General features: G+C 69.0%; 18 protein-coding genes. 12 read left to right on the forward strand and 6 right to left on the reverse strand.

The window, feature by feature from the left end; genetic code table 11:
• Positions 1-16: 16 nt before the first annotated feature.
• The 8 genes from ABIC90_RS07540 (at position 17) to ABIC90_RS07575 (ending at position 7227) form a co-directional block, all read left to right on the forward strand.
• Positions 17-952 carry a LysR substrate-binding domain-containing protein gene (locus ABIC90_RS07540; protein ID WP_436318180.1) on the forward strand — a complete coding sequence of 312 codons (936 nt, stop codon included), beginning with the start codon at positions 17-19 and terminating at the stop codon, positions 950-952.
• A gap of 159 nt (positions 953-1111) precedes the next feature.
• Positions 1112-2758: a malonate decarboxylase subunit alpha gene (gene mdcA / locus ABIC90_RS07545; RefSeq protein ID WP_354353464.1), complete on the forward strand. Its 1647-nt coding sequence runs from the start codon at positions 1112-1114 to the stop codon at positions 2756-2758.
• Between the two features lie 12 nt (positions 2759-2770).
• On the forward strand, positions 2771-3088 hold the full coding sequence (gene mdcC / locus ABIC90_RS07550) for a malonate decarboxylase acyl carrier protein (RefSeq protein WP_354353465.1): 318 nt from the start codon (positions 2771-2773) through the stop codon (positions 3086-3088).
• Entirely contained in the window at positions 3085-4014 is a 930-nt protein-coding gene (locus tag ABIC90_RS07555) for a biotin-independent malonate decarboxylase subunit beta (RefSeq protein WP_354353466.1), read from the forward strand. The genes mdcC and ABIC90_RS07555 overlap by 4 nt, the downstream gene beginning before the upstream one ends.
• Complete coding sequence (gene mdcE, locus ABIC90_RS07560; protein WP_354353467.1) at positions 4001-4759, forward strand: biotin-independent malonate decarboxylase subunit gamma; 759 nt, start codon at positions 4001-4003, stop codon at positions 4757-4759. Before ABIC90_RS07555 ends, mdcE begins: the two co-directional genes overlap by 14 nt.
• Positions 4734-5420: a malonate decarboxylase holo-[acyl-carrier-protein] synthase gene (gene mdcG, locus ABIC90_RS07565; protein ID WP_354353468.1), complete on the forward strand. Its 687-nt coding sequence runs from the start codon at positions 4734-4736 to the stop codon at positions 5418-5420. Before mdcE ends, mdcG begins: the two co-directional genes overlap by 26 nt.
• Entirely contained in the window at positions 5417-6280 is an 864-nt protein-coding gene (gene mdcB / locus ABIC90_RS07570) for a triphosphoribosyl-dephospho-CoA synthase MdcB (RefSeq protein WP_354353469.1), read from the forward strand. The genes mdcG and mdcB overlap by 4 nt, the downstream gene beginning before the upstream one ends.
• Complete coding sequence (locus tag ABIC90_RS07575) at positions 6277-7227, forward strand: malonate decarboxylase subunit epsilon (RefSeq protein WP_354353471.1); 951 nt, start codon at positions 6277-6279, stop codon at positions 7225-7227. Before mdcB ends, ABIC90_RS07575 begins: the two co-directional genes overlap by 4 nt.
• 21 nt (positions 7228-7248) lie before the next feature.
• Here the strand turns inward: ABIC90_RS07575 and ABIC90_RS07580 are convergent, their stop codons facing one another.
• Both ABIC90_RS07580 and ABIC90_RS07585 read right to left on the reverse strand, forming a co-directional pair.
• Positions 7249-8166 (reverse strand): LysR family transcriptional regulator, encoded by a 918-nt coding sequence (locus ABIC90_RS07580; protein ID WP_354353472.1) that lies wholly within the window; start codon positions 8164-8166, stop codon positions 7249-7251.
• A 115-nt stretch (positions 8167-8281) separates the two neighbouring features.
• On the reverse strand, positions 8282-11074 hold the full coding sequence (locus tag ABIC90_RS07585) for a cation-translocating P-type ATPase (protein WP_354353473.1): 2793 nt from the start codon (positions 11072-11074) through the stop codon (positions 8282-8284).
• Positions 11075-11230: 156 nt separating this feature from the next.
• Between ABIC90_RS07585 and ABIC90_RS07590 the strand changes: the two genes are divergently transcribed.
• Entirely contained in the window at positions 11231-13603 is a 2373-nt protein-coding gene (locus tag ABIC90_RS07590) for a phosphoketolase family protein (RefSeq protein WP_354353474.1), read from the forward strand.
• Between the two features lie 14 nt (positions 13604-13617).
• On the opposite strand, the gene ABIC90_RS07595 is transcribed toward ABIC90_RS07590, so the two are convergent.
• Both ABIC90_RS07595 and ABIC90_RS07600 read right to left on the reverse strand, forming a co-directional pair.
• Positions 13618-14271, reverse strand: coding sequence for a hypothetical protein (locus tag ABIC90_RS07595; protein WP_354353475.1), 654 nt, complete (start codon positions 14269-14271; stop codon positions 13618-13620).
• Positions 14272-14394: 123 nt separating this feature from the next.
• A complete protein-coding gene (locus ABIC90_RS07600; protein WP_354353476.1) occupies positions 14395-14691 on the reverse strand; it encodes a hypothetical protein in 297 nt (98 codons plus the stop codon).
• Between the two features lie 241 nt (positions 14692-14932).
• Here ABIC90_RS07600 and ABIC90_RS07605 point away from each other — a divergent pair, with 241 nt between their 5' ends.
• A complete protein-coding gene (locus ABIC90_RS07605; protein WP_354353477.1) occupies positions 14933-15220 on the forward strand; it encodes a hypothetical protein in 288 nt (95 codons plus the stop codon).
• A 49-nt stretch (positions 15221-15269) separates the two neighbouring features.
• Positions 15270-16412, forward strand: coding sequence for a DSD1 family PLP-dependent enzyme (locus ABIC90_RS07610; RefSeq protein WP_354353478.1), 1143 nt, complete (start codon positions 15270-15272; stop codon positions 16410-16412).
• Between the two features lie 35 nt (positions 16413-16447).
• Here the strand turns inward: ABIC90_RS07610 and ABIC90_RS07615 are convergent, their stop codons facing one another.
• On the reverse strand, positions 16448-16759 hold the full coding sequence (locus ABIC90_RS07615) for a hypothetical protein (RefSeq protein WP_354353479.1): 312 nt from the start codon (positions 16757-16759) through the stop codon (positions 16448-16450).
• Positions 16760-17051: 292 nt separating this feature from the next.
• Positions 17052-17879: a crotonase/enoyl-CoA hydratase family protein gene (locus ABIC90_RS07620; RefSeq protein ID WP_354353480.1), complete on the reverse strand. Its 828-nt coding sequence runs from the start codon at positions 17877-17879 to the stop codon at positions 17052-17054.
• Positions 17880-17988: 109 nt separating this feature from the next.
• Here ABIC90_RS07620 and ABIC90_RS07625 point away from each other — a divergent pair, with 109 nt between their 5' ends.
• A complete protein-coding gene (locus ABIC90_RS07625) occupies positions 17989-19857 on the forward strand; it encodes a PhoX family protein (RefSeq protein ID WP_436318181.1) in 1869 nt (622 codons plus the stop codon).
• Positions 19858-19864 lie beyond the last annotated feature (7 nt).

Genomic DNA, 19864 nt, shown 5'->3' on the forward strand with positions numbered 1-19864 from the left:
GCTGGACGAACCGGACATGAACCTGATCTGGCTTGACGACTTCCTGGCGTTGGCGGCAACGGGGAACTTCTCGCGTGCGGCAGATGAGCGCCATAGCTCACAACCCGCATTCAGCCGTCGCATTCGCGCGCTGGAGGAGTGGATCGGCGCCGACTTGTTCGACCGCAGCACGCAGCCCGCCACGCTCACCGAAGTCGGCGAATGGTTTGCCGGCGTGGCGCAGGAATTGATTGCAAGAGTGGCACGCGTGCCGGGTGACGCCAGGAAAGTAGCGGAGGCCAGTTCGGTCACCCTGCGCATCGCGTGCACCCATGCGCTCTCCATGACTTTCCTGCCGCGATGGATTCGCAGCCTCGAGTCGAGCATCACGCTGGGGCCGGTGCAACTCATGTCCGACGTCCTTCAGCGTTGCGAATCGCTGATGCTGCAAAGCAAGGTTCAATTCGTTCTAAGCCACGCACATCCTGATGCGCATGGCGCGCTCGATGCAGACACCTATGAATCGGCCCAAATCGGTGGGGACATGCTGATCGCGGTGTCCGCCCCCAATGACTCTGGCAGGCCGCGGCATCAGCTCTCACGCAAGGGCGCTTCGGCCATGCCCGTGCTCTTGTACAGCGAGGAATCAGGACTGGGGCGCATCATGCGTGTCCTGATCAGCCGACGGCTGGAGTTGCTGAATGTCCAAGTCGTTTTCACGGCCCATCTCGCCTCGGTCCTCAGGACGATGGCGCTGGATGGCAGGGGCATTGCATGGCTGCCGCAGACCCTCGTGGAAGAAGACATCGGCCAAGGGCGCCTTGTCGCCGCGGCGAGCAGCGACTGGGCCGTTCCGCTGGAAATCAGGCTCTATCGAGACCGAGAGCTCTTGGGGAAGGCAGCGAATGAATTCTGGAGTGCCGCCATCAGGGAGTCCGGAAACATCCGCGCCCGATGCCCACCGTCCCGATAGCGCCGCATCCAGCCCAATGCTTTCGCACAGCGTAAGGTTCCCACGCGCTCCTTAATTGATCCGCAGGGGTCATGCCGCTAAGGTCGCTGTAAACGGCAGTCCAACCACGCCGCCTTGCAGCCCTTCAAGCCCGCGACAGCAGAGAAGAAACGAACGCCCATGACGACCTGGAACAACGCGCAACGCGCACGAGACGCGCGGCTGCAAGCCGGCGCCCGGTATGCCAACGGCAAGCATGTGGCGGCACGCGACGCCACGGCGTTGCTGGAGGCGGTGCTTCAACCGGGCGACCGCGTCTGCCTGGAAGGCGACAACCAGAAGCAGGCCGAGTTGCTCGCGGCGGCGCTGGCGGCGGTCGACAGCGCCAAGGTGCACGACCTGCACATGGTGCAGTCGGGCGTGGTGCTGCCCGAGCACCTGGACGTGTTCGAGCGCGGCATCGCCAGGCGCCTGGACTACGCCTACTCGGGCCCGCAGTCACAACGCATCGCCCGCATGCTGTTCGGCGGCAAGATCGAGCTGGGCGCGGTGCACACCTACCTGGAGCTGTTCGCGCGCTACTTCATCGACCTCACGCCGCAGGTGGCGTTGATCGCCGCGGTGAGCGCGGACCGCCACGGCAACCTCTACACCGGCCCCAACACCGAAGACACGCCCACCGTGGTGGAAGCGACGGCGTTCAAGGACGGCGTGGTCATCGCGCAGGTCAATGAGGTCGTCGACACGCTGCCGCGCATCGACATCCCCGCCGACTGGGTGCACTTCGTGGTGGAAAGCGGCAAGCCCTTTTACGTGGAGCCGCTGTTCACGCGCGAACCCGCAGCCATCACCGAAACGCAGATCCTCACCGCGATGCTGGCGATCAAGGGCATCTACGCGCCCTATGGCGTCAAGCGCCTGAACCACGGCATCGGCTTCAACACGGCCGCCATCGAGCTGCTGCTGCCGACGTACGGCGAGCGCCTGGGCCTGAAGGGCCAGGTGGCCAGCCACTGGGCGCTCAACCCGCACCCGACGATGATCCCGGCCATCGAATCGGGCTGGGTGGCGCAGATCCACAGCTTCGGCTCGGAGGTGGGCATGGACGACTACATCCGCGCGCGCCCCGACATCTACTTCACCGGCCCCGACGGCTCGCTGCGCTCGAACCGCGCGTTCTGCCAGACGGCGGGGCTGTATGCCTGCGACATGTTCATCGGCTCCACGCTGCAGATCGACCTGCAGGGCAACTCCTCGACCGTCACCACCGACCGCGTGGCCGGTTTCGGCGGCGCGCCCAACATGGGCAGCGACGCGCGCGGCCGGCGCCACCCCAGCGCGCCCTGGCTGCAGGCCGGCAAGGAGGCCGACCCCGACAGCCCGCCCGCGCTGCGCCGCGGCCGCAAGCTGGTGGTGCAGATCGGCGAGACCTTCGGCGACAAGAACGCGCCGCTCTTCGTGGAGCACCTGGACGCCCTGCGCCTGGCCGAGAAGCTGTCGCTGGACCTCGCGCCGGTGATGGTCTACGGCGACGACGTGACCCACATCGTGACCGAGGAAGGCATCGCCAACCTGCTGCTGTGCCGCGACCGCGACGAGCGCGAGCAGGCGATTCGCGGCGTGGCGGGCTACACCGAAATCGGCCGCCGGCGCGACGCGAAGATGGTGCAGCGCCTGCGCGCGCGCGGCGTGATCCGCCGCCCCGAAGATCTGGGCATCGACCCCCTGGACGCCGACCGCCGCATGCTCGCGGCGCGGTCCATCAAGGACCTGGTGAAGTGGTCCGGCGGCCTGTATGCGCCGCCCTCGAAGTTCAGAAACTGGTAAGGAAGCACAGCGATGGAACAACTCAATTTCCGGCATGCGGCGCGCCAGCGGGCGGCAGGGTCCAGGCCCCAGGCCATCGTGGGCGTGGTCGCTTCGGGCAACCTCGAAGTGCTGGTGGAACGGCTGCTGCCCGACGGCGAATGCGAAGTCGACATCCGCACCGCGGCCGAAGGCTTCGGCGAGGTCTGGCAGGCGGTGGTCAGCGACTTCGTGGAGCGCCGTTCGCCGGGCGGCCTGAAGCTCTCCGTCAACGACGGCGGCGCACGGCCCGACACGGTCGCGCTGCGGCTGGCGCAAGCGGTGCGCGCCGTGGAAGGAGACGCTTCATGAGTGCCGTCGCGCACGACAACGACCTGCGCCTCGCCGCCAACTGGTACGAGGCTTCGGCACGCCAGCGCGTCGAAGGCCTGCTCGACGCAGGCAGCTTCGAGGAATTCATCGGCCCCGAGCTGCGCGAGACCAGCCCGCACCTGCCGCTGTTCGACCTGCCGCAGCAGTTCGACGACGGCATGGTGGTCGGCCGTGGCCGGCTCAGCGGCGCACCGGTGCTGGTGGCCGCGCAGGAAGGCCGCTTCATGGGCGGCGCCTTCGGCGAAGTGCACGGCGCCAAGCTCACCGGCCTGCTGCGCGCCGCACGCGACATGGGCACGGTGCCGGTGCTGATCCTCTTCGACACCGGCGGCGTGCGCCTGCAGGAGGCCAACGCGGGCGAACTGGCGATCGCGGAAATCATCCGCGCCCTGCTCGATGCGCGCCTGGCCGGCGTGCCCGTGGTGGGCCTCATCGGCGGGCGTGCCGGCTGCTACGGCGGCGGCGGGCTGATCGCGGGGTGCTGCTCGGCGCTGGCCGTGTCTGAGCAGGGCCGCATCAGCGTGTCGGGCCCGGAAGTCATCGAAACCAACCGCGGCGTGGAAGAGTTCGACGCCAAGGACCGCGCACTGGTGTGGCGCACCATGGGCGGCAAGCACAGGCGCCTGATCGGCGGCGCACAGCTGTTCGTGGACGACACGATGGCCGGCTTTCGCGAAGCGGCGGGCGCGCTCGTCCAGGGCGCTCCGGCGCTGGCCCACGCCTCGCTCGCGGCGGCGCAGGAGCGGCTGGAACAGCGCATCGAACGCTTCGGCGAATGCCGAGATGCACTGGACGTCTGGCAGGCGATGGGCGCGCCCCAGGCCAGCGCCATTCCCGGCATGCCCTTCGAAGAATTCGTCGCCCTCGCCGACCGACTGGAGGCGCCCCGCCATGACGCTCGCTGAAATTCTTGCCTCGCTCTTTCCGCAAGGCCACGACGTGGTCGTCGAGGACGGCCTGCTGTCCGGCAAGGGGCCGCGCGGCGGCTCCACGGGCCGTTTCACGGGCGGCACCGACATCGCGGTCATCGGCGTCGACGGCCGCAAGGCCGTCGGCATCGACGAAGCTGCGTGGCTCTCGCGCCAGGTGCTGGCCACCATCGAGGCCGGCGGCGGCACCCCCATCCTGGTGCTGATCGACAGCGACAGCCAGCGCATGAGCAAGCGCGACGAGCTGCTGGGGCTGAACCAATACCTCGCGCACCTGGCCCAGTGCCTCCACCTGGCGGATGCGCGCGGCCATGCGACGGTCGGCCTGCTCTACGGCCACACCGCCGCGGGCGCCTTCATCGCCACGGCGCTGTCCACCCGAACGCTGCTGGCGCTGCCCGGCGCGGAGCCGATGGTGATGGACCTGCCGTCGATGGCGCGCGTGACCAAGCTGCCCATCGAGGTGCTGCAGGAAATGTCCAAGTCCACGCCGGTCTTCGCGCCGGGGCTGGACAACCTGATGCAGACGGGCGCCGTCGCCTCGGTGCTCGACCCGCAACGATCGCTCGCCGAACAGCTGGACGAAGTGCTGACGCGGCTGGCCTCGGAGCCGGCCCATTCGCCGGACCTGCGCGACCAGTGGGGCAAGGAACGCAACGGCCGTCCGAAGGCGGCCGACATCGCAAGGCGCGTGTATGAGCTTGCCCGCCCTTCCCTCTGAGCCCGGCCTGCCGCGGCACCAGCTGGTGCGCATTGCGCCGCGCGCGTGGGACGCCCTGATGGCATCGCGCGTAGACCTGGCCGGCGATCCCTTGCTCGAAGGCTGGGCGCGGCGTGGCTGGCCGCTCGTCGTGCGGCGCCGCATGCCGGGCGAAACCGGCGCGGCGCCTGCGTGCCTGGCGCTGGGGCTGCCCCTGCCGCCCAGCGCCGGCAAGCGGCGCATCGCGTTGCAGGTGCAGCGTGCGGACGTCGCATCCGCCGCGTCCCTGCCCGCGCTGTGCGAGCTCATCGACTCGGCACCGGCGCACTGGCGCGCGAGCCTGCACGCGTTGCAGGCTGCGGGCGAACGCCATGGCGTGCAGACCCGCGTCTTCGGCAGCCTGGCCTGGCAATGGCTCACCGGCCTGCAGTACCTGGGCCCGGGCTCCGACATCGACCTGGCCTGGACGCTGCCCCACCGGGAGCGCCTCGACAGCTTTCTTGCGGAGGTGGCCGCCATCGAATCCGAAGCGCCGATGCGGCTGGACGGCGAACTGCTTCGCCCGGACGGCGCTGGCGTCAACTGGCGCGAACTGCACGCCGGCGCCGACGAACTGCTGCTCAAGACCGCCGCAGAGCCGCAGCTGTGTTCGCGCGACGCCTTTGCACAGGCATGCCCATGAATGCCAAAGCCGCCCTGCGAACCCGCTCGCCCGCAGAAGACATTGCGGCGCTGGCCGCGCACAGCCTGCGCCTGGAGGTGCGGACCTGGCCCAAGCCGGGCCTCGTGAGCCATGTCGATACCGGCAGCCACTCGGACATGGACGCCGGCACCTTCGAGCGCAGCGCCTCGGCCTTGCAGCCCTTCTTTGCCGAGCTGTACGAGGCCGGCGCGCGCAGCGGCGACATGCAGGCGCTGCGAAAGATCGGCCTGCGCGCCGAGTGCGCGATGGTGGGCGCGACGGGCGGCGTCAACACCCATCGCGGCGCCATCTTCGGCATGGGTCTGCTGTGCGCGGCGGCCGGCCTTCGGGACAGCGGCGGTGCCAGTGCGGCGACCTCGTTGGGCGACATCGTCGCGCGCCGCTGGGGCCGCGACATTCTGGGCGGTCCCCGGCCCAGCGACAGCCACGGCGAAGCAGCCAAGCGACGCTACGGCGCGGGCGGCGCCCGGCAGGAAGCGGCCCAGGGCTTTGCCAGCGTCTACGACATCGGCCTGCCCGCCCTGCACGAAGGCGCGCGCCTGGCACCGCACGACGCGCAGGCCGCCAGGGTGCAGTGCTGCTTCGCCCTGATCGCCGCGCTGGCAGACACCAACCTGCTGCATCGCGGCGGCACGGAAGGCCTGCGCTTCGCACAGCAAAGCGCACAGGCCTTTCTGGCGGCCGGCGGCGTCGGGCAAGCGCGCTGGCGCGATGCCGCCGAACAGGTACACCGCGCCTTCGTCGCACGCCGCCTCAGCCCGGGCGGCGCGGCGGACCTGCTGGCCATGAGCGTCTTCGCGATGGCGCAGGAGCGCGGGCTGCGGAGGCAACGCGCATGACGCTCGCGATCCTGTGCGCCGGACAAGGCGGCCAACACGCCGGCATGTTCGCGTTGACGGGCGAGGCCGCTGGAGCGCAAGGCATCTTCACCCATGCCGCCGCCCTGCTCGGCCACGACCCGCGCGCCTGGGTGCGCGAAGCCGGCCACGAGGCGCTGCATGCGAACCGGGCGGCGCAGCTGCTGTGCACGCTGCAGGCGCTGGCCGCAGCGGCCGCACTGGCGGATGCCCTGCCGCCCCGCTGCTGCATTGCCGGCTACAGCGTGGGCGAGATGGCGTCCTGGCACATCGCGGGCCTGGCGAGCGCCAACTACACGCTGGACCTGGCCGCCGCGCGCGCCGAGGCCATGGACGCCGCGCGCCAGGGCGAGCAGGGCCTGCTCTTCGTGCGCGGTCCGGACCGCAACGGCATCGACCGGCTGTGCGCGCACCGCGACGCCGCCGTGGCCATCGTCAACCCCGGCCAGGCCTGGGTGCTGGGCGGCATGCGCGATGCGCTCGCGATCATCGTGTCGGAGGCTCCGTCCCAAGGGGCGACCCGGGTCGTGCCCGTGGAAGTGAACGTGGCCTCGCACACCCACCTGATGGCGAGCGCCTCGGCGTCGTTCAGGCAGGTCCTTGCAGAGGCCCTCGCCGATGGCCGAATCGCACGCGCACCGCGCCCCGGCGCGCGCCTGTTCAGCGGCATCGATGGCGAGGTGGTGCTGAACGCCGCGCAAGGCACGGAGAAGCTCGCCTTGCAGGTCTCCCAAACGGTTCAATGGGCCGCCTCTCTGGAAGCCTGCATCGAAGCCGGCGCCACCGCCTTCTTCGAGCTCGGCCCGGGGCGCGCGCTCAGCGAGATGGTCTCCGGCGCCTACCCCGGCGTGGAGGCGCGCAGCCTGGACGACTTCAAGACCCTGCAAGGCGCACGCGACTGGCTCATGCGCGCCGGTTCAAGCGCGTAGGCGCAAGCAAGCACCCCGGCCTCAGGACATCTCGGCCTTGCTGGTGCGGCACACCGCCAGCAGCGCCAGCAGGTTGGGGTCGCGCTCCCGCGTGCGCAGAAAGCTCAGCCCCAGCGTCTGGCGCATCAGGTACTTGGGCTGCAGCGGAATCAGCTGCACCGTCTGCGAAAACACGTCGCGCACCACGCGCCCCGGCAGCAGCGTGCAGCCGATGCCGCCGCTCACCAGGTTCATCAGCGAGAAGATGTCGCCGGTCTGCATCACCACGTTCGGCGTGAAGCCAGCGATGCGAAAAGCCTCCACGAAGCCGTTGTAGGTGGCGAAGCCTTCCTTGAGGCTCACGAACTTCTCGTCGGCGCAGGCGCTCAGGTCGATGCACGCGTGCTTGGCATGGCGAGACCCCACGGGCGCGGCGAAATGGATCTCGTCTTCGAACAGCGGCTCCGACACCAGGTCGGTCTCGCCCTCGGGCTGCGCCATGAGGGCCGCGTCGATGGAGCCGTTGCGCAGCTTCTGCAGCAGCTCGGCGTTGGAGCCCAGCACCAGCTCGGTCTCCAGCTCGGGCTTGCGCATCTTCATGCCGATGAGCACGGTGGGCACCGTGCGGATCGTCAGCGAATACAGCGAGCCGATGCGTATGCGGTCCGCCGAATAGCCCGCAATCTCGCGGGTGGCGCGCACGCCTTCGGCCATGCTGTGCAGCACCTCGCGCGCCACATCGGCCAGCGCGTGCGCGGCCTCGGTGGGATGCAGGTTGCGGCCTTCGTGGCGAAACAGCGCGCAGCGCACGCCGGACTCCAGCGAATGAAGCGCGCGGTGCACGCTCACGGGGCTCACGTCCAGGCGTTCGGCCGCGCGTGCGAGGTTGCCGGTTTCCATGAACGCGATCAGCGTTTCGAGCTTGCGAAAAGTAATCTCTTCATCGACGCGGTGTTGCATGACGGGCCCATGAGTTCGGGCTGGCATCGTAGCCGCCCGCGCGCGGGTGGCGCGCGGGTGCCGCGTGGGGCACGTGTGGCATGTGCGGCCGATGGCTTGGCGCGGATGGTCCGCCCTACCTGGAGAACGTCGAGAACGTGCGCATGCACCACTTGCGCAGCTCGCTCGTCCACAGCACGGCGCTGCCCATGGCAAAGCAGGTCATCCATTGCGCAAGGCTCAGCGGCGCGGTGCCGAAGGCCGCGTTGAGAAAACCCAGCTCGACCACCGCCACCTGCAGCAGCGCCGCAAGGCCGATCGCACCCCAGAGCCAGCCATTGACGAACAGGTGCCCGAAGGCGCTCAGGCGCTGGGAGCGCGCATTGAAGCAATTGAACAGTTGCGCAAACACCAGCACGGTGAAACCCGCCGTGCGCGCCGTCGTGAGGTCGTGCGTGCCCTCGATGAGGCCGCCGGGAAGGTACATGTCGAGGGTCAGCAAGGCCGCCAGTGCCATCACCAGGCCCACTTCGACCACGCCCGCCCACATGGCCGCGTCGATGGCCCGCTCGTCGGGGCGCCGCGGCTTGCGGGCCATGACATCGTCCGTCGATGGGTCTACGCCCATCGCAAAGGCGGGGCCGGAATCGGTGACGAGGTTGATCCAGAGAATCTGCGTGGCCAGCAACGGCATCACGAACGCGCCGCCCGCGCCCTCCAGCCCGATGACGCGGGCGAACGCCACGCCCAGGAACACGGTCAGCACCTCGCCCATGTTGGACGAGAGCAGGTAGCGCAGGAACTTGCGGATGTTGTCGAAGATGCCGCGCCCCTCGCGCACCGCCTCGACGATGGTCGCGAAGTTGTCGTCGGCAAGGATCATCCGCGCGGCCTCCTTGGTGACCTCGGTGCCGGTGATGCCCATGGCGATGCCGATGTCGGCCGTCTTCAGCGCGGGCGCGTCGTTCACGCCGTCGCCGGTCATCGCGACGACGTTGCCGTCGGCCTGCAGCGCCTGCACGATGCGCAGCTTGTGCGCCGGCGCCACGCGCGCGTACACCGAGGTGCTCCGCACCGCGGCGGCGAAGGCGGCGGCGTCCATCGCATCGAGCTGCGCCCCGGTCAGCGCCGCCGTGCCGGCATCGACGATGCCCAGCTGGGCGGCGATGCGGGCTGCCGTGCGCGGGTGGTCGCCGGTGATCATCATCACGCGCACCGAGGCACGCTGCGCCTCGGCGATGGCCGCGGCCGCTTCGGGCCGGGGCGGGTCGACCATGCCGATGGTTCCGCAGAAGACCAGGTCGTGCTCCATGGCTTCGCCGCCCCCGGGATCTTCGCCCGGTGCGAGCGGGCGGTAGGCCACCGCCAGCGTGCGCAACGCCGCATCGGACATGCGATCGACCTCCGCCAGGGCCGCTGCGCGCCGCGGGGCGTCGAGCACGACGACGTCCATGCCCACGCGCACATGCGTGCACCGCTGGAGCAGGACATCCGGCGCCCCCTTGCAGACCAGCATCACCTGGCCGCCGTGCTCGCCGTCCAGCTGCAGCGTGGACATCATCTTGCGATCCGAGGTGAAAGGAATCTCGCCCAGGCGCTCGAAGCGCTGCGTGCGGCGCTCGTTCACGCCCAGCTTGCGCTCGGCGACCAGAAACGCGGCTTCGCTCGGGTCGCCCTGGATTTCCCAGGCGCCTTGCGCGTCCTGCCGCAGGATCGCATCGCCCGCCAGACTGCCGCCGCTGAGCAGCACGATGTGCTCTGCCAGGAGCGCGCCGGTGAGCGGCCGGCCTTCGTGCTGCACCTGGCCCTGCGGGGTGTAGCCGCCGCCCGTCACCCGGCTGCTGCCGGAGGCGGTTGCCGCCTGCTCCACCGTCATCTCGGAACGGGTGAGCGTGCCGGTCTTGTCCGAACAGATGACCGTGGCGCAGCCCAGTGTCTCCACCGATGCCAGGTGCTTGACGATGGCGTTGCGCCCGGCCATTCGCTGCACGCCCAGCGCCAGCACCACGGACAGCACGGCCGGCAAGCCCTCGGGCACGGCCGCCACGGCCAGCGACACGCCCAGCAGCAACGCGGCGACCACCTCGGACATGGTGTGCGCCTCGGAGATGACGAGCACGGTGGCGACGACGATCGCGGCGATCACCAGCACCGCCAGGCTCAGCACGCGCCCGATGTGCAGCACCTCGCGTTGCAGCGGCGTGGGCGCCTCCGGCGTGGCTTCGAGCATCGTGGCGATGGCGCCCAGCTCGGTGTCCATGCCGGTTGCGGTGACGATCGCCTGGGCGCTCCCCTGCACCACCGCCGTGCCCTTGAAGACCATGTTGATCCGGTCGCCGAGCATCGCAGCGGCGTCCAGCGTGCGTGCCTCCTTGAGCACCGCATGGCTCTCGCCGGTGAGCGACGATTCCTGCACGCGCAGCGTCGAGGCACGGATGAGGCGGGCGTCCGCACCCACCGCGTCGCCTTCGGCCAGCACCAGCACATCGCCGCGCACCAGCTCGGCACCTGGAACCTGAACCGCGCGCCCGTCGCGCATCACCGTCGATGTGGCGGTCGTCATGCGTGCCAGTGCGGCCACGGCATTGCGGGCCTTGGCTTCCTGCAGGTAGCCGAGCACGGCGTTGAGCACGACGACGAGCGCGATCACGATCGCATCCACCGGCCAGCCGTGACGGCCTTCCATCGCCCATGCGAGCAGCGACACGGCCACGGCCGCCGCGAGCAGATAGACCAGCGGGCTGCGCAGCTGCGCGAGCATGCGCACCCACGACGGTGTCGGCGGGGCGGCGCGCAACGCATTGGGGCCGTCGGCCAGCAGACGGCGCGCGGCCTCGGCCGATGTCAGCCCCTGCTCGGGGTCGGTCGCCAAGTCATTCGCGAGCGCCTGGATGCTCGCGGTGGAGGCGTCGTTCGCGAAGTTCGGCATGAAAAAGTTCATTGTGTGGACCGCACCGCGCCACGTCTGTGCGCCGTCGCACAGACCGTCGGGCACCGTGCGCGCACATTCGCCTGAACAGCTTGCTCACACCGCCTGTGACCGCAAGCGCCTGCAGGCCCTCCACGACTCTTGGAACTCCCCCTCATGACACCCTCTCCCGCCCACCCGCCCCCTGAGAACTTCGCCCTGCTGGATGCCTGGTGGCGTGCGGCCAATTACCTCTCGGTGGGCCAGATCTACCTGATGGGCAACCCGCTGCTGCGCGAGCCGCTGGCGCTGGAACACATCAAGCCGCGCCTGCTGGGCCACTGGGGCACCACGCCGGGCCTCAATTTCATCTACGCCCACATGAACCGCGCGATCAACGCGCGCGACCTCGACACGATCTTCATTGCCGGACCGGGCCACGGCGGGCCGGGCGTGGTGGCCAGCACCTACCTGGAGGGCACCTATACCGAGGTCTATCCGCACATCTCGCGCGACGCGGAGGGCCTGAAGCGGCTGTTCACGCAGTTTTCGTTTCCGGGCGGCATTCCCAGCCATGTATCGCCCGAGACGCCGGGCTCCATCCACGAGGGCGGCGAGCTCGGCTACGCGCTGCTGCATGCCTATGGCGCGGTGTTCGACAACCCGCAGCTGCTGGCCTGCTGCGTCATCGGCGACGGCGAAGCAGAAACCGGCGCGCTCGCCGCGAGCTGGCATTCGAACAAGTTCCTGAACCCCGCGCGCGACGGCGCGGTGCTGCCCATTCTTCACCTCAACGGCTACAAGATCGCCGGCCCGACTGTGCTGGCGCGCATCGGCGACGAGCAGCTCACGCAGTTGATGCGCGGCTACGGCTACGAGCCGCACTTCGTCTCCGGCCACGAGCCCGAAGCCATGCATCGCCTGATGGCGACCGCGCTCGACGCATCGCTCGATGCGATCCGGGCCATCCAGGTGCAGGCCCGCTCCGACGGCTTCGGTGCGCGGCATCGCTGGCCGATGATCGTGCTGCGTTCACCCAAGGGCTGGACCGGACCGAAGACGGTGGACGGCGTCGCCATCGAGGGCACGCATCGCGCCCACCAGGTGCCGATCACGGGGTTTGCCGACAAGCCGGCCCACATCGCCCTGCTGCGGGAGTGGATGCAGAGCTATCGCCCCGAAGAGCTCTTCGATGCCGACGGCGCGCTGCGCGCGGACATTGCCGCGCTGGCACCCCGGGGCGAGCGCCGCATGAGCGCGAACCCGCACGCCAACGGCGGCCTGCTGCTCAAGAACCTGAAGCTGCCCGACTTCCGGGACTACGCGGTGCCCGTGCCCAAGGCCGGCGCCGTCGATGCCGAGGCCACGCGCGTCATGGGCGAGTTCCTGCGCGACGTGATGCGGCTGAACGATGGCGACCGCAACTTCCGCCTGATGGGCCCCGACGAGACCACGTCGAACCGCCTGGGTGCCGTTTTCGAGGTGAGCAATCGCACCTCGACCGCCGAGATCCTGCCCGGCGACGACCATGTCGCACCCGACGGCCGCGTGATGGAGGTGCTGAGCGAGCACCTCTGCCAGGGCTGGCTCGAGGGCTACCTGCTCACCGGACGCCACGGTTTCTTCTCGTGCTACGAGGCCTTCATCCACATCGTCGATTCGATGTTCAACCAGCACGCCAAGTGGCTGAAGGTGACGCGGGGCATTCCGTGGCGGCGCCCCATCGCGTCACTGAACTACCTGCTGACCAGCCACGTCTGGCGGCAGGACCACAACGGCTTCAGCCACCAGGACCCGGGCTTCATCGACCATGTGGTGAACAAGAAGGCCGAGGTGGTGCGCGTGTATCTGCCGCCCGACGCCAACACGCTGCTGTCGGTCACCGACCATTGCCTGCGCAGCCGCGACTACGTGAACGTGATCGTGGCCGGCAAGCAGCCCGAGGCGCAGTGGCTGGACATCGCCGCGGCCGAGCGGCACTGCACGGTGGGCCTGGGCATCTGGGACTGGGCCAGCAACGACAACGGCGTGGCGCCCGACGTGGTGATGGCCTGCGCCGGCGATGTGCCCACGCTGGAAACCATGGCGGCGGTGGACCTGCTGCGCACGCTGCTGCCCGACCTGAAGGTGCGCGTGGTGAACGTGGTCGACCTGATGGCCCTGGAGTCTCCGTCAGGGCATCCGCACGGGCTGGACGACGCGGTCTTCGACTCGATCTTCAGCACCGAGGCGCCGGTCATCTTCGCCTTCCACGGCTATCCGGCGCTGATTCACCGGCTGACCTACAAGCGGCGCAACCATGGCAACTTCCATGTACACGGCTATCTCGAGGAAGGCACCACGACCACGCCCTTCGACATGACGGTGCTGAACCGGCTGGACCGCTTTCACCTGGCCGCCGACGCCATCGACCGCGTGCCCCGCATTCGCGACAGCGCCGCCCACGTACAACAGCATCTGCGCGACCGGCTGCTGGCGCACCGCGCCTACATCACCCGGCACGGCGAAGACATGCCCGAGATTGCCGACTGGCGCTGGACGCGCGGCTAGGCGCGAGCGCCGCCCTATTCGACGAGGAACGAGGGCAGCACCCTGGCCACGTTGCGCAGGTGTGCGAACTCGGCATCGCTCAAGGGCTGCTCCTGCACGTCGAAATGGCACAGGGTACCGAACAGCGAGCCGTTGCGGCCCGGAATCGGCACGCCGTGATAGGCCACCATCACGCCCTTGTAGGGGTGGCCGTCCAGGCGGTCGTCGCCGCCGGAGTTGCTCGTCATGAACAGACCATCCCGCAGCACGAACTGGCAGAAGCTCGTGCCCATGGGCACTTCCGCCAGGTACTCCGGACGGGCTTCGCCGGCCTTGTCGACCAGCTCGACGTTGCGCAGCAACTCGCCGTCCAGACGGTACACCGCCGTGAAGCGATGGCTGACGCGGCTGTTGAGCTGCGCCAGCGCGGCGGACAGGCCCTGGGTTTCACACACCGAGACGAAGCCGTGAATGCTCTCGTCGGCGCCCTCTTCCGGCCGGGTCATGAGCAATTGCAGGTACAGGCGATCGACCTCGTGCTCCCATGCCGTGCCCGCCGCCAGAAACGCCCGGTCGGCCGCGGCCTGGTCCGCCGCATCCGTCTCGGCTGGGGCAAGGGGGTAAGGCGGCACCAGCACGCCGGCGGCCTTGAGCGCCTGTTCTTTTTGGAAGCGTGAAAGTGTGGGCATGGGTCGGGCAGACGGAGGAATGAATAAGTGTCAATTATCGTCCTGCTGCGGGCCTGCGTGCCCTTGCGCGAACCTGTGTACAGGCCCTGGAGCGGCAAGCCGGCCCGCCCGATCAAGCACGCATCAGTTCGCGATACCCGATGGACAGTCGTCCCTCGCGTCGTCCATCTCGTCATCCATCGCCACGAACGCCGGATCGTCGCCCTCTTCGCGCGGCCCCACGTCCAGGTCGTCCGACAGCCCCTTGAGCACCACATAGCCCGCGTGCAGCGCATCCGCGTAAGTGGCAAAGCCGGTGGCGGCCTCCATCAACGGCTCGAATTCCATCGAGTGGTCGAAGGATTCCAGCAGCACCCAGAAATAGTCCCCGGCATCGTGTTGGTCGACGGTCAGGGCGATGGAGATAAGTTGGCCAGCCATGCGGGCATGGTGGCGCCGGTGGGTGACAGATCGAAGAAGCGGCCATGACGCTTTCGCGGCGTCCCTGTGCCGCGGCGTCCAGAAACCCTGCGGCCGCGCATTGAAAAATGCCCTGCGGCCAGCACCGCTTCCGCATGCCTTGGACGGCTTGGCAAACCGCCAGCGGGACGTCGCCAAAACACTACATCCCGACGCGCACACGCCCTTCACGGCATGCCCCGCGATCGGCGATGCTCGGGTCATGTCCACCGCGAGTTCACCGGGCTCCAGAAGATTGTCGGCACGCCCCGCATGGCGCCTTGCCGCGTCGATCTACACGGTTGCCGGCGTGGCCTGCATCCTGACCAGTGCCATCGTTCCGGAAAGCGACACGGGCATGCTGCTCTCCATCGTGGGCGGGCTGCCGTGGTCGCTGAGCCTGGCCACGCTGGACCTCTCGCCCGGCGTGGCGAGCACCGCCGTGTTGCTGCTGGCGGGCAGTTGGGCCGCCAATGCGGCGCTGCTGTGGTGGATGGCCCTGCGACCCTGAAATACCGTGGCAGCATCGCAACCTTCACTCTTCGAATAAAGGTTGCCCCATGTCTCTCGCGCAGCAAGTCAATGCGCCGCTGATCGGTGTTCCCGGCGGTCGTCATCTGCTCGACACCCCCGCCCTGCTCGTCGACCTGCCCGCGATGACGCGCAACATCGAACGCATGGCCGCCTTTGCCAAGGCACGCGGCATCCATCTGCGCCCGCACGTCAAGACCCACAAGTCGGTCGAGATCGCCCGCCGGCAGGTGGCGGCCGGCGCCATCGGCGTGAGCTGCGTCACCATGGGCGAGGCGGAGATCATGGTCAATGCGGGCATCCGCGGCGTGCTCGTCACCTCGCCGGCCGTCACCCCGAGCAAGATCGCGCGCCTGGTCAAGCTCGCGCAGCATGCGGTGCCGGGCGGCCTGATGGTGGTGGTGGACAACCCGCGCAACGCCGCCGATCTGGCGCAGGCCGCAGGCGGCCTCACGCATCCGCTGGACGTGCTGGTGGACTACGGCGCCGGCTACAACCGCACCGGCGCCGCCACCGAGGCGCAGGTGCTCGAACTCGCGGCGCTGATTGCCGCCGAGCCTCGCCTGCGCCTGCGCGGGCTGCAAGCCTATGCGGGCAACCTGCAGCACATCGTGGCGCGCGACGAGCGCAGTGCGGCCGCTGCGGCGCTGCGCGAAACGGTGGCGGGCATCGTCGCGGCGGCCAGGCGGCAAGGGATTCATTTCGAGATCGTCACCGGTGCCGGCACCGGCACGCACGACCTCGATTCGCAGGACAACGCCTTCACCGAACTGCAGGCCGGCTCCTATGTGTTCATGGACGCCGAATACGCGCAGGTGCTGGCCTCGGGCACGGAGCCGTCGCCCTTCGAGGTCTCGCTGTTCGTGCAGACGGCGGTGGTGAGCACCAACGCGGCGGAATGGGTCACGGTCGACGGCGGCAGCAAATGCTTTTCGACCGACAGCGGCGTGCCGCTGGTGGCCAAGGGCGTGGACGCCGCGAGCCGCTACGCCTTTTTCGGCGACGAGCACGGCAAGCTGATGGTTGCGGGGCCGCGGCCGGCGCTGGGCACCCGCGTCGAATTCGTGACGCCGCATTGCGACCCCACCGTGAACCTGCACGACTGGTATCACGTGGTCGATGGTGGCAAGCTGATGGCGATCTGGCCGGTGGATGCGCGGGGCAAGCGCTAGCCAGCCAGGCGCGGAAATCGGGGAACGGGAACGCCTCAGATGCGAGGCAGTGCGGCGAGAAAAGTGGAAACGACGATCGCGGCCGCACGATCGAGTTGAAGGATGTCGGCCACTTCGAAGGCGTGCGGCGCGGTGCGCCCGCTTCCGCCGAGCGGCTTGCGGATCTCGACAAGCACTTCGGCCGCGAGTTCGCGGTCGCTGCGCGGTCCGCCGTCGGGGTGCATCACCCACTCGTCGACCTGGTCGAAGGGAATGCTGCGAAAAACCCCGACGATGGGGACGTACTTGTAGCGATCCTCGCCCACCAGGATGGGCACACTGAGGTTACAGAAAAACGTGGTCGACATGCAGGATCGCCGTCGCGGGGCAAAGCCGTCGATTGTTTATGACTGCGGGCTCAGAAGCCATCCATACAGGAGACGACGCTGCGGCAAGGCGTGACCTTCTGCACACAAATTGACTCCATTTCTATTCATTTTCACCATAAAACAACCACTTAATTCTTACATACGGGCGCTTGAAGGGAAAAAGGGGTGCTGCTTTTTGAGGCATCCCAGGAAACGGCGAAACGCGAAAAAGGAAGGTTCCGCGCCTCGGTATCAGGCGCGGATGCAAACGCAGAAGCCGTGAGTTCGCCGGTCAGGCGGGCGGGTCGAAACGGGGCGCGCGGCGCTCGATGTTGGCCTTCACCGCCTCGATCTGGTTGGCACTGCCAATCAGCGCCTTCTGCTCGACCGACTCGGCGATCAGCAGCTGTGCAGCGTCTTGCGAGAGCGACGCATTGAGCAACCGCTTGCCGGCGCGGATCGCATCGGGGCTCTTGCCCGCGATCTCGTGCGCCATTTGCAGCGCCGCGTCCAGCGGGTCGGCCGACAGCCGCGTGGCAAAGCCGATCCGCAGCGCCTCTTCGCCCGAGAAGATGCGCCCGGTGAAGGTGAGTTCGCGCACCACGTCGCTGCGCGCGAGTTCGCGCATCAGCACCATGCCGGCCATGTCGGGCACCAGGCCCCACTTGATCTCCATGACCGACAGCTTCGTGTCGGGCGCGACGATACGAATGTCCGCGCCCAGCGCCACCTGAAGACCGCCGCCGAAGGCCACGCCGTGCACCGCGGCAATGACGGGCACCGGCACGTCGCGCCACACCATCGCGACCTGCTGCGCGGCGTTGGAGATGCCGTGCGTGCGCCGGACCAGGTCGGCGCCCGCTGCGCCCTCGCCCAGCACCTCGGCGCCCGCGCCCTGCTGCATGCGCTCGAACGAGGCCATGTCGAGCCCCGCGCAGAACGCCTTGCCGCGGCCGGAGATCACCACAGCGCGCACGGCCGCATCGCCGCAAAGGGCCTCGCCGGCTTCGATCAGCGCATCGAACATCGCGGGGTCCAGCGCGTTCATCTTGTCGGCGCGTGCCAGCTGCAGTTGCACCACGCCGTCGGCGTGGCGGGTCCATTCGATGCGGTCGCTCATTGCATGTCTCCTTGTGGGTTTCGGCGCCAGTATCACCCGGTGCGCCTGCCGCATCTGCCATGGGAGCTGGGCGATGATGGCGGCTGTCGCCCCACCCCACACCTTCGCCATGCCGCTGGACCGCCGTCACTTTCTCCTGCAATCGGGTTCTGTCGCCGCCGTGGTGGCGCTGTTCGGGCAGTCGCATGCCGCGTCTCCGGCGGCCTCCCGCTTGGCGAAGGCGAGCCCAGGCTTTACCGCAGTGCCCGCGTCCTTGCGCGATGCCGTCGTGATCCCGCCCGAGTACGAGTGGCAGCTGCTTTACCCCTGGGGCGCGCCCACGGGCATCGCCGGGCGGATGCCGCCCTTTGCACCGAACGGCGGCAACAGCGCCGACGAGCAGGCGCTGCAGGCCGGCATGCACCACGACGGCATGCACTTCTTTCCGCTCTCCGGGACCGACCGCGCGCTGCTCGTGATGAACCACGAGTACACCGACGAGCAGCTGCTGCACACGGACGGCATCAAGGAATGGACCGCCGACAAGGTGCGCAAGTCGCTGCACGCGATGGGCGTGTCGGTGATCGAGATCCGGCGCACCGCCGAAGGCTGGCAGCAGGTGCGGCCTTCGCCCTATGCGCGCCGCGTGCACGGCAACACGCCCATGCGCATTGCCGGCCCCGCCGCCGGCACGCCGCTGATGCGCACCGCCGCCGATCCGGCCGGCCACCGGGTGCTGGGCACCTTCGCCAACTGCGCGATGGGCGTGACGCCCTGGGGCACCTACCTCACCTGCGAAGAAAACTTCCACGGCTACTTCGGCGGCCCGAAGGAAGCGGCGACGGCCGCCACGGACGCGCAGCGGCGCTACGACACGGTGGCGGGCGCGCAATGGGTGGAGTACTGGCGCTTCGAAGAGCGCTTCGACCTGAGCCGCCACCCCCACGAGCCCCACCGCTTCGGCTGGGTCGTCGAGATCGACCCCTTCGACCCCGCCGCCACGCCCATCAAGCGCACGGCGCTGGGCCGCAAGCGCCAGGAAAGCGCGACCTGCACGGTCTCCAAGGACGGCCGCGTGGTGGTCTACATGGGCGACGACGCGCGCTTCGAATACATCTACAAGTTCGTCAGCACGGGGCGCGTCCAGGCCGGGCGCGACCGATCTGCGGCAGCGGCCAACAGCCGCCTGCTCGACGAAGGCACGCTCTACGTGGCGCGCTTCGACGCCGACGGCAAGGGCCGCTGGCTGGAGCTCACCCACGGCCGCAACGGCATCGACGCGGCCAGCGGCTTTGCCGACCAGGCCGAGGTGCTGATCCACGCGCGCCTCGCCGGAGACATCGTCGGCGGCACGAAGATGGACCGCCCCGAATGGATCGCGGTGCATCCCCAAAGCGGCGAGGTGTACGTCACCCTCACCAACAACAGCCAGCGCGGCGACGCGGGCAAGCCGGCGCCCGACGCCGCCAACCCGCGCGCGAACAATCTTTTCGGCGGCATCCTGCGCTGGCGCGAGGACGGCGGCGACGCGGCTTCGACGGACTTCGCCTGGGAACACTTCGCCCTGGCCGGCGACCCCGCCCAGGCCGGCAGCGGCGCGCGCTACCTCTCGGCCGAGGCCGACATCTTCGGCAGCCCCGACGGCCTGCACTTCGACAGCGGCGGGCTGCTCTGGATCCAGACCGACAAGAGCGGCCAAGTGATCGGCAAGCCCGCCTACGCCTCGCTGGGCAACAACCAGATGCTGTGCGCCGACCCCGCCACCGGCCGCATCAGGCGCTTCATGACCGCGCCGAACGGCAGCGAAATCACCGGCTGCGTGGTCACGCCCGACCGCCGCACGCTGTTCGTCAACATCCAGCATCCGGGCGAAGTGCGCGACGACGGCGGCACCACCCACAACAGCGCCTGGCCCGACGGCACCGCACCCGGCAGCGCACGGCCGCGCTCGGCAACGCTGGCAATCCGGCGGCGCGACGGCGGCATCGTCGGCACCTGAAGGAGGC

The organism is Variovorax boronicumulans, from assembly GCF_040544675.1.
GTDB lineage: Bacteria > Pseudomonadota > Gammaproteobacteria > Burkholderiales > Burkholderiaceae_C > Variovorax > Variovorax boronicumulans_D.